11 protein-coding genes are annotated in these 15,452 nt (G+C 40.2%); 1 reads left to right on the forward strand and 10 read right to left on the reverse strand.

Annotated features, from left to right (window positions below):
- Window positions 1-37 precede the first annotated feature (37 nt).
- From E6139_RS07390 to E6139_RS07405, 4 genes are all read right to left on the reverse strand, one after another.
- Window positions 38-2,383: an SSURE domain-containing protein gene (locus E6139_RS07390; protein WP_316402422.1), complete on the reverse strand. Its 2,346-nt coding sequence runs from the start codon at window positions 2,381-2,383 to the stop codon at window positions 38-40.
- A gap of 519 nt (window positions 2,384-2,902) precedes the next feature.
- The gene (gene gltX / locus E6139_RS07395) at window positions 2,903-4,414 is read right to left on the reverse strand and encodes a glutamate--tRNA ligase (protein WP_316402423.1); all 1,512 of its coding nucleotides are present in this window, start codon (window positions 4,412-4,414) and stop codon (window positions 2,903-2,905) included.
- Between the two features lie 76 nt (window positions 4,415-4,490).
- On the reverse strand, window positions 4,491-5,867 hold the full coding sequence (locus E6139_RS07400; protein ID WP_316402424.1) for a glutamate decarboxylase: 1,377 nt from the start codon (window positions 5,865-5,867) through the stop codon (window positions 4,491-4,493).
- Between the two features lie 27 nt (window positions 5,868-5,894).
- Complete coding sequence (locus E6139_RS07405; protein ID WP_316402425.1) at window positions 5,895-7,373, reverse strand: amino acid permease; 1,479 nt, start codon at window positions 7,371-7,373, stop codon at window positions 5,895-5,897.
- A 408-nt stretch (window positions 7,374-7,781) separates the two neighbouring features.
- Here E6139_RS07405 and E6139_RS07410 point away from each other — a divergent pair, with 408 nt between their 5' ends.
- Entirely contained in the window at window positions 7,782-9,290 is a 1,509-nt protein-coding gene (locus tag E6139_RS07410) for a helix-turn-helix domain-containing protein (RefSeq protein WP_316402426.1), read from the forward strand.
- A gap of 680 nt (window positions 9,291-9,970) precedes the next feature.
- On the opposite strand, the gene E6139_RS07415 is transcribed toward E6139_RS07410, so the two are convergent.
- From E6139_RS07415 to E6139_RS07440, 6 genes are all read right to left on the reverse strand, one after another.
- Window positions 9,971-10,456 carry a helix-turn-helix domain-containing protein gene (locus E6139_RS07415; RefSeq protein WP_316402427.1) on the reverse strand — a complete coding sequence of 162 codons (486 nt, stop codon included), beginning with the start codon at window positions 10,454-10,456 and terminating at the stop codon, window positions 9,971-9,973.
- A gap of 387 nt (window positions 10,457-10,843) precedes the next feature.
- The gene (locus E6139_RS07420; RefSeq protein ID WP_316402428.1) at window positions 10,844-11,368 is read right to left on the reverse strand and encodes a hypothetical protein; all 525 of its coding nucleotides are present in this window, start codon (window positions 11,366-11,368) and stop codon (window positions 10,844-10,846) included.
- Between the two features lie 243 nt (window positions 11,369-11,611).
- Window positions 11,612-12,361 carry a MerR family transcriptional regulator gene (locus E6139_RS07425; protein ID WP_316402429.1) on the reverse strand — a complete coding sequence of 250 codons (750 nt, stop codon included), beginning with the start codon at window positions 12,359-12,361 and terminating at the stop codon, window positions 11,612-11,614.
- A 292-nt stretch (window positions 12,362-12,653) separates the two neighbouring features.
- A complete protein-coding gene (locus tag E6139_RS07430) occupies window positions 12,654-13,607 on the reverse strand; it encodes a Gfo/Idh/MocA family oxidoreductase (RefSeq protein WP_316402430.1) in 954 nt (317 codons plus the stop codon).
- Window positions 13,608-13,682: 75 nt separating this feature from the next.
- Window positions 13,683-14,297: a TVP38/TMEM64 family protein gene (locus E6139_RS07435; protein ID WP_316402431.1), complete on the reverse strand. Its 615-nt coding sequence runs from the start codon at window positions 14,295-14,297 to the stop codon at window positions 13,683-13,685.
- A gap of 177 nt (window positions 14,298-14,474) precedes the next feature.
- On the reverse strand, window positions 14,475-15,347 hold the full coding sequence (locus tag E6139_RS07440; RefSeq protein ID WP_316402432.1) for an alpha/beta hydrolase fold domain-containing protein: 873 nt from the start codon (window positions 15,345-15,347) through the stop codon (window positions 14,475-14,477).
- Window positions 15,348-15,452 lie beyond the last annotated feature (105 nt).

The following is a 15,452-nucleotide window of genomic DNA, read 5'->3' on the forward strand; positions in this document are numbered from 1 at the left end:
CCGCGACATTTTTTCGGATTTATCAGTAGTGTTTTTCTTATTTCACACCATAGAAGGCAATGCCTTCTTGGCGCCAACCGACCTTAGCAAGGTGATTCCATTCTTTTTCTGAAGAAGTAAAGAAGTGAGAACCTGCACCTTTGGCATTTGGATTAAAGGCACGATAGATTGGTGTACCCTTAGCTGTATTTGAGTAGAAGGCAAAACCTTCTTTATGCCAACCGGCTGCTGCGACTTTGTTGTATTCTTTTAGATCCATTGTGTAGAAGTGTTCACCAGAATTTGGGTTGTACAAGCGATAAACAGGTGTACCTGAAGTAGCTGCTTTCCAAGCAGTTCCTTCATCATGCCAGCCAGCTTTGACGGCTTTGTCAAATTCTGTCTTATCTGCTGTATATAAGTGTTCACCAGAATTTGGATTGTAGGCACGGTATAAAACGACGCCTTTATCCACGACTGGTTTTGCAGCGTCACGCTTCAAATTGACGGTCACATTCTTTTGACCAACAACTTGAGAAGTATCGGCTTTGCCATCTTTAGCGGCGTAAACCTTCACTGTCGCTTTGTAAGAGTCCGCTTTGCCATCCTTCAATTCTTTCAATAAAGCGGCATCGCTTTTTCCAGCGGCATTTCCAGCTAGATCAACTTCATAGAAGTATTGACCATTTTGCAGGCCTTCGATTGGTAGTAATGCGGCATTCTTCTTGCTGCCATTGTCTGACCATGGAGCCTTATCAGAAGCGTTCAATAGCAAGCGAGTTAACATACCGTCCCCACCAAAGGCTTCGAATGGAATCACTTGGTTCACTCCGGCGGTAAATGGTCCTGGGTAAACGGCATTCTTCAAGTAATTTGCTGGAACAGTAATGCTGTCTTTGATATTCGCATCTAGATTCGTTTGAACAGTTGATGCTAAATTGATTGTCACTGCTTTTTGTCCAACGACTTTAGAAGTATCGGCTTTGCCATCTTTAGCAGCGTAAATTTTCACTGTTGCATTGTATTTTGTTGCGGTTGAAGCCTTCAAACCATCTAATAAAGACGCATCTTGCTTGCCAGCTGCATTGCCATCAAGATCAACTTCATAGAAATATTGACCATTTTGTAATCCTTCAACTGGTAATAAGGCGGCGTTCTTCTTGCTGCCGTTGTCTGACCATGGTGCACCATCAGATGAGTTCAATAGCAAGCGAGTTAACATGCCATCTCCACCAAAGGCTTCAAACGGAATTACTTGGTTCACTCCTGCTGTGAATGGACCAGGTGAAACAGCGTTAAGTAAATAGTTTTTCGGAACAGTAATACTGTCTTTGATATTGGTTGTCAGATCTTTTTGAACAGCGGGTGTAAAGTTGACTTTGGCACTCTTTTCAGCGACTGTTTTCGAAGTATCGGCTTTGCCATCTTTGGCAGCGTAGACTTTGACAGTGGCATTGTAAGCTGTTGTTTTTCCACTTTGTAGATCACTCAACAATGCAGCATCTTGTTTACCAGCTGCATCTCCATCAAGATCGACTTCATAGAAATACTGACCATTTTGTAATCCTTCAACTGGTAGTAACGCACTATTTTTAGCCGAGCCGTTGTCTGACCATGCTGCGCCATCAGATGAGTTTAACAGCAAACGGGTCAACATGCCGTCCCCACCGAAGGCTTCAAACGGAATCACTTGGTTCACTCCTGCTGTGAATGGCCCAGGGTATTTCGCATTAGCCAAATAGTTTTGCGGAACGGTAATGCTGTCTTTGATATTTGCTGAAACAGCTTTTTGAATATCAGAGGCGAAATTGATTTTTACATTCTTTTGAGCGACTGCTTGAGATGTATCAGCTTTGCCATCTTTGGCAGCATAAACTTTCACTGTTGCGTTATAGCTTGTAGCCTGACCACTTTGCAAATCACTCAATAAAGCGTCATCTTGTTTTCCAGCAGCATTGCCATCTAAATCAACTTCATAGAAATACTGACCATTTTGTAATCCTTCCACTGGTAGTAACGCGCTATTTTTAGCCGAGCCGTTGTCTGACCATGCTGCACCATCAGAAGAATTCAATAGTAAACGTGTCAACATGCCGTCCCCACCAAAGGCTTCAAACGGAATTACTTGATTGACACCAGCAGTGAATGGACCAGGATATTTCGCATTCTTCAAATAGCTGTCTGGAACAGTGATGCTATCTTTGATATTACTAGTTAAATTTTGTTGCTCATTCATCGTATTCGTGATCGCTGCATTATTCGTTGATGTTGTTTCAGCAGCAACATTGATTGCTTGAGCGCCTAATGCAAATAGACTGCTTACTCCTAAAGCGACGATCGGTGTGGTTACTTTTCTTTTAGCTCTTTTAAATTTTTTGATTGCTTCTTGTTTTTTCTTTGACATCTTGATCACTCCATCTCAGTAAATTCCTCTAGTCGATTTTTACCTACAAGCGACACATTCGACATGGTGGACTTTTGTCGATTGAAGAACTACCTGTGATCAAAAGGATTTTTATCTTTTCACTTTTCATAACGACAATCTCCTTTTCACTTGTTTCCCTTTGCTGGCTAAAATATAGGACTTTTACAGTCCATAAGCAATCCGTTTGCTTACTCCTTCAATTCTTAAATCTTTCATTTTATTAGAAAAAAAAGTGTGATCTCCCACGGAACACTCCATTTAAGAAAATCGGAAAATCAGCATTTTGGTCAGATAAACGAGAAATAAAAACGAAAAGAGAATTGGTGTATTGTGTTTGGAAAGAAGAAAAGAATCTCGCTTAAGGTCTATTTAGCATCTAGTTAAGAGTCAGTTAAGAAATACATTTTACCTTCGAACAATCTAACTCTTACAACCAAATAAAAAAACTTGAGCGTTCAGTTCTGTGGAAATCAGGACTAAACGCTCAAGTTAGAGAAATTATTTATTTAAGTAAGTCAACGCATTGTCGATCAAATGTTGAACTGTTTCTTTCGGCATTACCGACATGATATCCGTGATTTGAGGAGCAGATTTACTGTCGGTGAAGACGACGTTCAATGGCATGTACAGCTTGCGTCCTTTTTGTTCAGTTTCTTTTTGAACGGCTGAAAGAATCGCTGGATAGTCCACTGGTTCTACTGCATCTTTCACTTTTGGTGACATCGCGGTTAAAATTTGTTTGACGCCTTCGCTATCAAATTCTGCCAAGTCGGCATAAGTGAAGGTCACTTGATTGGCATTTTTGATAAACAAGATTTTTTCCATAAATGTCATTAAGGTTTTCGCTTCCGTATGATAGATGTCCACGACCTTTTTGACGAAATCAAGATCCTTATCAATGTTGATCGCTTTTAGTTGTTCTGCTACATCGGTTTCGGCAGCATCAACTAAGAGCATGATCCGTCTAGTCAATTCGTCGACAGAAGTTTTCTTGATATATTCTGCATTGGTCCAGTCGAGTTTCTTTTGGTCAAAGTAAGCAGGCGATGCAGACATCCGGTTGATGTCATACGCTTCGATCAATTCTTCTCGCGTGAACAATTCCTTTTCTCCGACTGGTGACCAGCCAAGGAAAGCGATAAAATTCAGCAACGCTTCATTCAAATAACCATATTTGCGATATTGGCTGATGAATTGCAGCGTGTTTTTATCCCGTTTACTCAATTTTTTATGAGTATCCAAGCTATAGATCAGTGTAATATGACCGAATAGCGGTTGTGGGATACCTAGCGCTTCGTATACAGCGATTTGTTTAGGCGTATTGGCAATATGGTCATCGCCACGCAATACGTGGGTCATCTTCATTAGATAATCATCAATAACTACCGCAAAGTTGTAAGTCGCCATGCCGTTGCTCTTTTCAATGATGAAATCTCCGCCGATGTTATCAGAGTTGAACTCTACTCGGCCTTTAATCATATCATCCCAGCCGTAAACATGGTCGGCGGGTAAATGCAGACGAACAGTTGGCTTGCGTCCTTCTGCTTCGGCTTGTTTGATTTGTTCTTCTGATGCACCATACCAGCGACCGTCATAATGAGGCGCGATTTTGGCTTCGATTTGTTGATCATGTAGTTCTTTTAATTCTTCTTCGGTGGCATAGTCTTTATAGGCTAAACCAGCGTCTAATAATTGTTGTACGTATTTGTGATACAAGTTCACACGATCTTTTTGATGGTAAGGGGCAAATTCGACTTTCGGTTTATCCGGACCTTCATCCCAGTCGATACCTAACCAATGAAGATTTTCCATCTGACTTTCTTCGCCATGTTCCACATTTCGTTTCAAGTCAGTATCTTCGATTCGTAAGACCCAAGTGCCTTTATAATGTTTGGCAAACAAATAGTTGAATAACGCGGATTGCGCATTCCCTAAATGCAAAAAACCTGTTGGACTTGGTGCGTATCGAACTCGTACGTCGCCGGTAACTTCTACTTTATCTTTTTTCAATTTGATTCCCTCCAGTTTAAAAGCCCTAATAAATGACTTACTTTATCAGGGCTTTAATAACAGATGCTATTATATGTTAAGATGCGTGATGAATCAAATGATTACGATTTAGATCGTCAATTGCCCGAGTCAAATCTTCAATAAAATCATCACAAATGGCCATTGTCATGGATGGGCGAACAACGATTCGACTAATTGTGACATCTTCCAGACTTACAGGAAGTGGGTAAGCAGGCACTTGCCAGCCGTATTCTTTCAACTTATCTTCTAAGTCATAAAGATTCCAAGTTAATTCCACATTGTCTGCAATTTTCCAGCAGTTGATAGGTAATTGTGAACCATCATTGATGATTTCGAAAATACCTAGGTCCTTCAATTCTTGATTGATTCGTTGTGATACGCTGCGAACATTGTTCATGATGGCAGTGAAGCCTTCACGACCAAAGCGAATCATGTTGTAGTATTGGGCAACGATGTGTGCTCCGCTATGTGAGAAGTTGATAGCGATAGAATCTACGCTGCTGCCAAGGTAAGGAACTGAGAAACGCATTTCTGCTGGTAAATAGTCTTCCGTATTTTCGCGCCAAACAATCCAGCCAATACCAGGATAGACCATCCCGTATTTATGCCCTGAAACATTGATTGATGCTACATTTTTTAAACGGAAGTCCCATGGTTTGAAACCATCAACAAATGGTGCAAAGAAGCCGCCAAATGCTGCGTCGACATGGATCTTGATTGGTAATTTTGCTGTTTTGTTGTATTCAGAAACAAGTTCATCTAGTCTTTGAATATCATCAACGCGGCCGGTGTAAGTGATCCCTTGGATACCTACGATACCAATGGTGTTTTCGTCAACATAATCCATGACGGTGTCAGTGTTTAATGACATATGGTTTTCATCCATTGGAACTTCCCGCATCTCGACATTCCAGTACGTACAGAATTTTTCCCATACAACTTGGAACGCTGAGTTGATAACTAAGTTAGGTTTGTGTTCATGTAAGTTGTCGATATCTAAGCCGGCTGCTTTTGCACGATGTTTCCAGCTGTGCAATAATGCAAGTCCACCTAGCATACAACCTTCTGAAGAACCTACTGTTGAAGTTCCGATGAAGTCTTGAAATAATTTTTTACCTTCACCGATATTCCACATATGAGCAACCATACTGATGGTATAGTTTTCCATTGCGGTGGTTTTTGGATATTCTGATTTGTCAATCGCATTCGTTTCAAGTGAACCAAGCATCAAGCGATCCGCTTGTGGTTCCATTTGAGTGGTACAAAATGTTGCCAAATTTTGATCCGCCTTGGCTTCATTCAACCGAATATGATTGACGAGCGTCTCGGCTGTGTCAGGGTTCATACCCTCATCAGGTAATACTTCTTTAGGCATGCTGCGAGCAGCTTCTTTGCTTCCTAAAAATGAACTTTCTAAATAATCTGTTTGCATTTAAAAGATCTCCTAATTGTTTATATTTTAATGTGCTTGGTGGTGCAAGTCGTTTCCTGTTTTATCATGATGATGCAATGTCCAATTTCCGTGGAACAGATACATGATAAATGGAATGAAGAAAACGACGATAAATGCTGATAACAGCAAAGTTAGATACGTATGTTTTTGATGCATCGTGTAAGCAGCTGGCGGGAAGAATGTTACGACAAATCCGAAAGCTGATAATACTAGACCTAGAACACCCATGATGACACGCATTACTTTCGATTTCGCTGCTCGGAACGTCCGATTCAAATCGTCGTGTTTGAACACTAAAACCAAATAAGTAACGAACATCAGCATATACATTAAGGTATACAGAGCAACGGTCAAACTCATTGCTGTTTGGAATGAAAGATTTGATTTATCACCGCCGGCACCAAAGGTCAACAGTGCAGCCATGATTGAAACGATCACACCTTGCAAAATCATAACGTTGGTTTCAACGCCATATGCATTGGTTTTGGCAAAACGTTCAGGCAAATAGCCTTCCTTAGCTGCTTCATACATCCCAGCATTTGGTCCAACGACCCAGCTACTGATTTCGCCGATGATTCCGATCGCAAGTAATAAGCCAATCAAGCGTTCAATAAATACCACGTTGATCCATGGAAATTGTTGAACCAAAGCGCCGTAAGCATAAACGATACCCGTACTTAATTGAATCTTCGCGTTTGGAATCGTTGCACCAATCGAAATGGTTCCGATAATATCAGAAGCAATCGCACAAATCGCTAAAGCCATCATAACTTTAGGATAAACAGATGGTTTCTTTAAGTCTTTTACGTGAGTAGCTGATCCTTCAGCACCCGCAAAGGCTAAGATAAATGGAACAAATCCGACTAACACACTGCCGCTCCAGCTTTTTGGCAAGATCGTATGTGGGTTGATATGGATCAACATTGGATTCCCTTTAACCAAGTACGTAACAGTTAAGAACAATAGTAGAAAGACTGGAATAATAACACCGATCGTAAAGCTCCATTGAGCGATCTTCCCTGTGATCTTTGTTCCTCGTTGTTGTGCGAAGATCAAGCCCCACAAGATCACCATCATAATGATGAATTTGAACAATGGATTGGTATTGATAACCGGAACATTGAAAGTGATCGATAAACAGCCAATGATGAAATACATCATGGTACACATACCAACCGTAATATGAATCCATTGATAAAACAGAGCGGACCATCCTAGACGTTCGCCTAACATGTGACGACCCCAAGTGAAGATTCCACCTTTACTCCAACCATCGACTGATGCCATTTCACCCGCTGAACGAGTAACGGGAATGAACCATAGAATACCTGCTAAAAATAGGAAGAACAAAGCTGTTGGTCCTTGTTTAGCAAAGGCCGCAAAACCGTACACAGTCATGACCATTGAAGTAGTCATTGAGAATAATTGAACACCCGTAAGCTGGTTGTGATCGCTTAAAGAAGTGTTCTCCTCTTCGTTATTCATTTGTGACACATCCTTTAAATTCATTGCAATCGAAGTGCGCACTTCCGAACTACAGCCATCATATTAGCCCTTAAAAAATCAAAGTCAAACGACTGTTAATCCCTCTATTAGAAGCTTTATTAAAAATAATTCTGACATCAAAATGGCAGAAACCCTTTAATAATCATCACTTCAACTTTTATTCAGACTTATGATAAAAACGCTTTTTAAGAAAAAACAAGAAAGGTTTGAATTGTGCAGAAAATCACGGCAAACTTTTGGAATATCCAAGGCTTATTTAAATCAAATGATAGTAATTCAAAGAAAAGGAGAAAGCTCGCAGATATCTTTAAATCAACTTTCACACAGTGCTTATCCCTTCTTTAATGATGATGACTTATACTGGTGAACTTGAAGGAGTGTTAATTCATGAGCATTGATCTATTATTAGATTTTGAGAGTCAGGCACTTTTTGCCATCTTTACTTATTTAAAAGAGCATCCTGGCTTTCATGATATCAATGAAATTTCAGAACAAATCGGCTTTGAGAAACGAACAACCAGCAAATACCTGGAGCGTTTAGCTGCGCTTTCCGATGAAGTAAAGGACCAAGTCGGAACCTCCCCGCTGACTACCTCTGAACGAAACTATCAAATCATCCAAACAAATTATGCACAAAATAAGGAACTTTGCTTAGCTATCTACCATATCTCCATCAAGATCGACTTGCTGGAGGGCCTGCTATTAAATAAAGAAAATACGATGGATTCGTTGACGGATAAATATAACTTGAGTTATTCCACCTTAAAGAAGGACGTTTACGAAGTACGGGATTTCCTCAGAGAAGCCAATATCGATCTTCATATCAGAAATGGTGAGTTGGTCTTATCGGGGTTAGAGCCGACGATCCGGCTATTCTTCTTAAGTTTCTTTTGGCAGCTGTATGGCGGCTATGGTCACCCATTCAATATTGAAAACTCGACCGAGAAGAATTTTATTTTTGAGAAGCTGAGTTTTTTGCTGTCAGATCAAATCGATCCCATCACCAAGATCCAATATGATTATTTAGTAGATATCACATTGATCCGCTATTTATCTGGACATAAGATCGAGAACAATGAATTGCCGGTCGAATCGATCCTGATTGGCAATAAATTTGTGCAGCATTTTCACTTTATCACGGAAGAAAATGTCTCGGCATACGCGAATTTCAAAGACGAACTCTATTTCATGCTATTATTCCTGCAATCAAAAATGGTCTTTTATCGCAATACCAATTTCTTCCATGAACTAAAGAAATACCATAAAGAGATCGACTCGAATATTTATCAAGCCAATCAGTTTTTCATCCAAAATATCGGCATGCTCTTCAATCAATTTCAGTTTGACTATGATGAACTGGAAAAAGAACTCTATGTCATTCACACACGCTTATTGTTCAAAAGCTTCTATAACTATGTCCCGATCGGCGAGCACCACAATCTTTATCCTGAAGATATGGCGATTGTTCAGGAAAACCTGCGCGTCCGTTTTGAAACGATTTGCCCGCGCAACAGCTTGATCTATTCACAGCTGGACTACGCGATCTTTCTTTATGCGGCTCTAAGCCTAGCCAACGAATTTATGACCGAATACGAATTATCAATTTTTATTGACGATTCAAAAGGCGAGTTCAATTCCATTTGGCTGAAAAAATTCTTTATGAAGAGCACCAGAGGGCTGGTCAAACTAAACTTCGTCGATCCGAATCGCTTTTTATTAGCAGATGAATCCGTCGATTTAATTATCAGCACTAATAAATTTTTCCCGATCGAAAACAGCCAAAACAAGCCGATTCTATTTTTAGAATGCAAAGACAAATACGAAGATTTGAAAAATGTTCAATCCATGGTCCGTAAAATCATGATGGAAAAAAATAAGCTGCAGCAAGCAAACTAAAATTGTGCACACTTTTTGAACATGATTTTAACTTTTCAACCATTTCGAGCAAAGACGCTCCTAAAGAACCACTCATTTCACAGACTGCTTTAAAACAAAAAAATAATTCTATGTTATACTGACCCCGTTAGTTTCTCTTTCCAAAACCAAACTAACGAACAAAGACGATCGACCGACATATTCGATCGTCTTTATTTTGTCAGTTTTTCTTCACGCTTTAGCGTGGCTAGAAAAATGATATGCGTACGAAAATAGAAAGAATTTTTACGTTAGAAAAATTCTCTCCTTATTTATGAGCTAGCTGCGAGTTCCACTTCCTGCTCTTAGCAGGTTAATAGAATCGTATGCGTGACGACGATATGTCATTTTTCGTGGGTTTCGAAAAATGTCTCCTTATTTTGGAGATAGCTGTCAGTTGCCAGTTCTGCTTTTCGCAGAATTAACTATTCGAAATTCTTTTATTTTGTAAAAGTTATCATATCAATCGAGCTGTTTAGCAGAATGGTATGTCGACGAAAATAAGCATAAATTTTGTCAAAAATTTATATCCTTTCGTCCTTTGAGTCGACTGCAAAATTTATATGTGACGTTAACAAAAAGCCCTTTAGACTATTCTCTAAAAGACTTAAGTATTTTCAAATCCAGCCAACAATTAAAAAACTCACTCTCTCGATAAATAGTCAGCTTTCGCGAGTCTTTCCAGTCTGACCTTCACCATTCCTTAATTGCTCCAACAGCACATCAGAAAATCCTAAAAATAATTCAACCGGAACCAAAGCCAAACCAAAGGATTCCGGCGATTCATCACCCAACAAAACAAAATTGTCTCCTTTATTGATGTCAAAAATATTCCGAGCATCTTTAGGGATCACGATCTGTCCTCGTTCCTGCACCTTTACGATGCCAAACATGTGCTTACCCTTGGGCGGAATTTTCGAGCCGATCGCCGTTTCATTAAAACTTACGAGATCGTTAACCGTTACATCATACAGATCAGCGAACGCTAAAGTGTTGACCAAATCTGGGATTGCTTCCCCTGTTTCCCATTCTGACACAGTCTGACGGGTGACTCCTAGTTTCTCGGCGATTTCTTCTAAGGAAAATTGATACTGCTTACGTAAAAAACACAAATTTTTACTGATCGTCAATTCCTTCGGCTTTTTCATATTATTCCTACCTCCTTTACTTAAAGTCTAGCAGGAATCTCCCTCTGAACAACCAAGCAGCATAGACAAGAAATGTTTGTTTCAGTTACGAAAATTCACACTGAGCAAAAAATTATCTGGATACAAGGAAGTCATAAAGATTCAAAAAACTATCGAGTTTCTTCTAAATAGCAAGTCACACTATTTCAGAGCAATCGATGTAGGAAGACAAAACGTTACTTATGGTGAACAATTATTTGATCATGGCAGTACCGCTTGAAAAATCATGTGTGCAGCAGAAGTTGTATATAATAGCCGTTCCAATTTGAGGACTATAAAAAAAAGGGCGCATTCCCTATTGAGAATGCACTCCTTAACCTGCTCTAGTTATATTTTTTATCCATCTTTTCAGCTTCGCTTCTTATCTGCCTTTTTCAAGGCATTTAAATATTGCTTTTTCACGCCGTTCTCTTCTTCCTGATCGCTTAACTTCTTCAACGTATCATAAAGAGAAGAGTTCACATAATTAGGAAGCAACAAAATTCGACTTAAGGCATAAGCACTTCCCCAGCGAACAACCGTCCCAGGATTCGTAGTATTTTGGATTAACAATACTATACTTTCTTCTAAATTATCGGGATAAGCAACTGCCACATTGCCAATAATTCTTGAAGTCTCTCTCTTTATTGGATTAGATTCATTTGAAAGATAAGCGTTCATAAAATCTACAATAGTTGAATCAAATCGCCTCGGATTCTCCTTGGTCATTGCCTCTACCGCTTCAAAGAGTATCACCTGCTTCTTACTATCCAAATCAACACTCTCTGCCGCTAAGTCCTTTACATTTAATTCATTCGTCGTTATCAGTTCAATAATGGCTTTTCTTTTCTCAATACCCTTCATTTCCTTGTTCTCTAAAATCGGCTTCAACAATAGCTTTCCCTCCAATTTAAACTTAATCACTTTCACCTAATGAAAAAACTTGAACCCATTGAGTAAGCCAACTCATTTCTCTTGAGGTGGCAATTTGTTCCACACTTCTTCCAAACAAATAAAAAAGATTACTTCGAAATAGTTGCTTTTACTCCATTATTTTACTGGTTCCAAAGTAAAATTAAAAGGGGAAGAAGACGGTAGTGTCAGTCTTTTTCCCCTTTGATTTGTTTTTTTGCTTGCCTATGCATAATCCTGAATAATTTGGACCAAAGCCTCCGTGGCTCCTGTCCCGCTTTTTTCATCGTAATACTGGGTGAAGCGTTCGTCAGCCAGATACATCTCTGCCAATCCTTTATGCGCTTCACCGGAGTATTTCCCCCAGCTGAAGCTTATCCAGTCTTTATGGAGACGATAGATTTTTTCTGCCAATTCTGGATTTTCGTCAGTTACGTATTGCCGCAATTTTTCAATTAGTTCAGCTTCGGTTTCCTGCATCTTTTGATAATCGGCTTCACTCATGTTCTGCCATTTTTTATTCGATGCTTCGACTGTTTCTTCACCATATTTTTCACGGATTTCTTGGCCATAATTCGCTTCATTTTCCGCAAGTTTTTCTTGTTTGAAGGCTTCAAATTTTTCTTTATTTGTCATTTTCAGTTCCCCTTTATAGTAACTCAAGGTCTTTTCGACAGTCTCCAACAACTTATCCAATTCTTCGCGCTTTTGCTCCAACTGGTTTTTTTGCTGGATCAATGTGTCCTCGATTTTTTCGTCAGGGCGGTCAATTAGTTCTTTGATCGTTTTCAATGGGATTCCCATTGAGCGATACAAAAGAATCTGCTGCAGCCGATCAATTTCTCTTTCAGTATACATGCGATAGCCTGCCTCGCTTAGATAAGCTGGCTTTAATAATGAGCGCTCATCATAAAACCGCAGCGTCCGTGCACTGACGCCAGAGATTTCCGCCATTTGTTTAACTGTATAACTCATCCTGCACCTCCTGACTAAAACCATCTTACACCTTGACGTAACGGAAAGGTCAAGGATTTCTTTCAACTTAATTTTGTATACAAAAAAACTCTCGGAATAAAATCCAAGAGTTTTTTGACCAGTATCAAAAATTTGATAGAAAGGTTCTTCGTCCACTAAGCTACTCTCCGACACCCTGAAATCCGACAGGTGACTTACGTCTTTGTGCCTCTGGTATCGAAGGATCAATGTTTCAGATCCACTCGACTCGTCGCATGGGACATACTATAGCACATCGGCTGGATCATTGCCATCATTTTTGATAGTTCTTATAAATCGTTTCGGTAATCTCCACGGTTTTCAACGTCAATTCTTTGGTTACGACTGGACTTTCCAACAGCCCTTGCTCCAAGCATTCATTCACATGATTCACTTCAAAGACAAACTCACTATTTTGCGTACTATGGAGCGTTTCTATTTTTCCATCTAGATAGTGAACCTCAGCAGTATCTGTCTTCCAAAAATCAGGAATAACGATCTTGCCTTTCTCTCCATAAATAATCATGCGCTTTGATAAATCCAGATCAACGGTCAAAAAGATCGTACCGATCACGCCATTGGGAAAGTTCAACGTTGCCTGTGCCTGAGCATCGGATTGGTCCTCTGGAAACGTCAAAGTTCCTTTGAACTCTTTAGGTGAAGCGGCTAATAAATGCTGCATATACTCTAACGGATACGTTCCCGCGCCGCGAAAAACACCGCCCCCCGCACTTAGATCACGGAACCAAGAAATGTGGTCAATGTTGGGATAGGCTGTCACTGAATCTAGCCAGCGAACTGCTCCGATTTTTCCTGCTTGAATCATCTGTTGGATTTGCTTAGTGATCGGTAAGAACAGTGCCTTTTGCGCTTCCATTAAGAACAAGTTGCGTTCCCTAGCTAGCGCAAATAATTCCTCTGCTTGAGCAAGGGTCATGGTAAATGGCTTCTCTAACAAAACGTGCTTATTATTCAGCAATGCCAACTTAGCCGCATCATAGTGAGCTTTGTTGTAAACCGCTACATAAACAATATCGACTTCCTCACTTTGACACAATTCTTCGTAGCTGCCAAAAGCATTAGGAATCTTCAGTTCCTGTGCCATCTTTTGCGCTTTTTCAATCCCGCGAGAAGCGATCGCAGTCACAACGCCATCCTGACTTTCCTTTACTCCCGCTACAAAACGCGGAACCACCTGTGCTGTACTTAAAATGCCGTAACGTATCATTTTATTTCCCCCTAATGAACATAAAAGAACTGATTTGAATAAACCAGTTCTTTTCCTTTACTATTATCATTTATTCTAGAGCCCTGCAAATGTTTTGTTCAAGACAAACAAACAAAAGTAGCCGTAGGAACCGACAGACCATATCTTAAAAATCAACACAATTTTCAAATACTCCCGAAAAGAGAGATCAGTCATCCCTGCCACTAAACAAGTTAAATCATCCGGCAAGAAGGGGAAGATGAAACAGACGATTAGTAGCTTCTTGATATCCTGCGTATGATCCTGCAGTGTCGTCTCAAATTTATCAAAATTCTTCTCAGATAAGACCAGTCGGGCAAACTTCGGGCCGAAGCGCCTTACCAGCAGGAATAATCCAACTTCACCAATCACCAGACCGATGTAACTATAGATGATCCCAGGGATATTGCCAAACATCAGCATCCCTACGATCGTCGCAAAACCACCAGGCAAGAATGGAACAATCGGCTGGATCGCCTGCACGACGATGAAAGCCACGATCGCAAAATTACCGAAATTCTTAATAAAATGCTGCAAGTCCGCTACCGAGCTGAACATGCCGGAGCGTCTAGTATAGATCAATATAAGAATAAACGCTGCTAGACCAACGACAGGTGCGATTTGAATCACTTTTTGCTGCCAAGGTGCGCGCTGTCTCGTTTTTTGTGCCATCCTTCCCCTCCTTAACAAGTGCATAAATGTGAAATTTAGATAATTATTTTCTTGCGGAACTTGATTGACGCTAATTCCTATTAAAGAAATTATTTTTCTAAAATCATGAAAAATGATTCCAATCGTCTTCACGCGAACCATTTTACTAACCTACTAAAAGTAGGAAGTAAAACTGGCTTATTGATAAAATTCGCCGATCTGATCGACATACGGGAGTGATTCCTTTAATGGGTAAACAACAAAATCATGCATCATGCCTTCCACGACCTCCAAACGCATCGTAGTTCCTTTACTGCGTCTGATTCGATCTCTAAGACGTAAAACATCTGGATATAATATTTCATCGGTCCCTGCTACTACCAACAGTCGACCAAGGTCATCAAAGCTGCCATAGATCGGCGAAACCATGGGATCAGTCAACGGTAATTTCCCCGCATAGTTTTCCCCGGCTTCCGCCAATAAATCCTTTTCCAATAATACATCTTTTTCTTGAAGCTCCTGTGAACGTGGGTCACTTAATGAAGCGTCCAACCACGGGGAGGCCAACGCGATTTTTTTCGGACGTTTAGGCAGATCAATATTACGTAAATGCTGCGCCAAACTCATCGCTAACCCGCCTCCTGCTGAATCACCAAATAAAAAGAAACAGTCATCGGGATACAGATATGTCAATTGACGAAAAGCCTTTTCTGTTAAAGGTACCGTCTTTTCGGCCGTATTTTCCGGCGCCAATGGATAATCGAAATAACTTACTTTTAAATTATAGCGTTTAACGAAACGCTCTTGGATCTCCTTGTGAAAGGGCGATGCTTCTAACGCATACCCGCCGCCATGCAAATAGAACACATGCCGCTTCGTAGGATGACCAGGAAATAACGTAATCAATTGATGTCCATCGATCTCCGTGATCTTTTGCGGGATATCCGTTTGCGAAAGCTGACGGCTGATCAAACGCCGACGCTTCGGCGGATCGACCATCGTCGCCCCCACCAATTTTTTCATATTGATTACTTTAAACACATTCTTTACAAATTTTGCTGAATAGCGCATCGCTGTATCCTCCAAATAATTCCCACATAATCGCATAGAATCCGACTTTTCATGCTACAATAGACAAGGTGGACTATTGCAGTCTGCTTCTTAAGCATAACGGAA

Source organism: Enterococcus sp., assembly GCF_032555305.1.
Taxonomy (GTDB): Bacteria; Bacillota; Bacilli; order Lactobacillales; family Enterococcaceae; genus Enterococcus_A.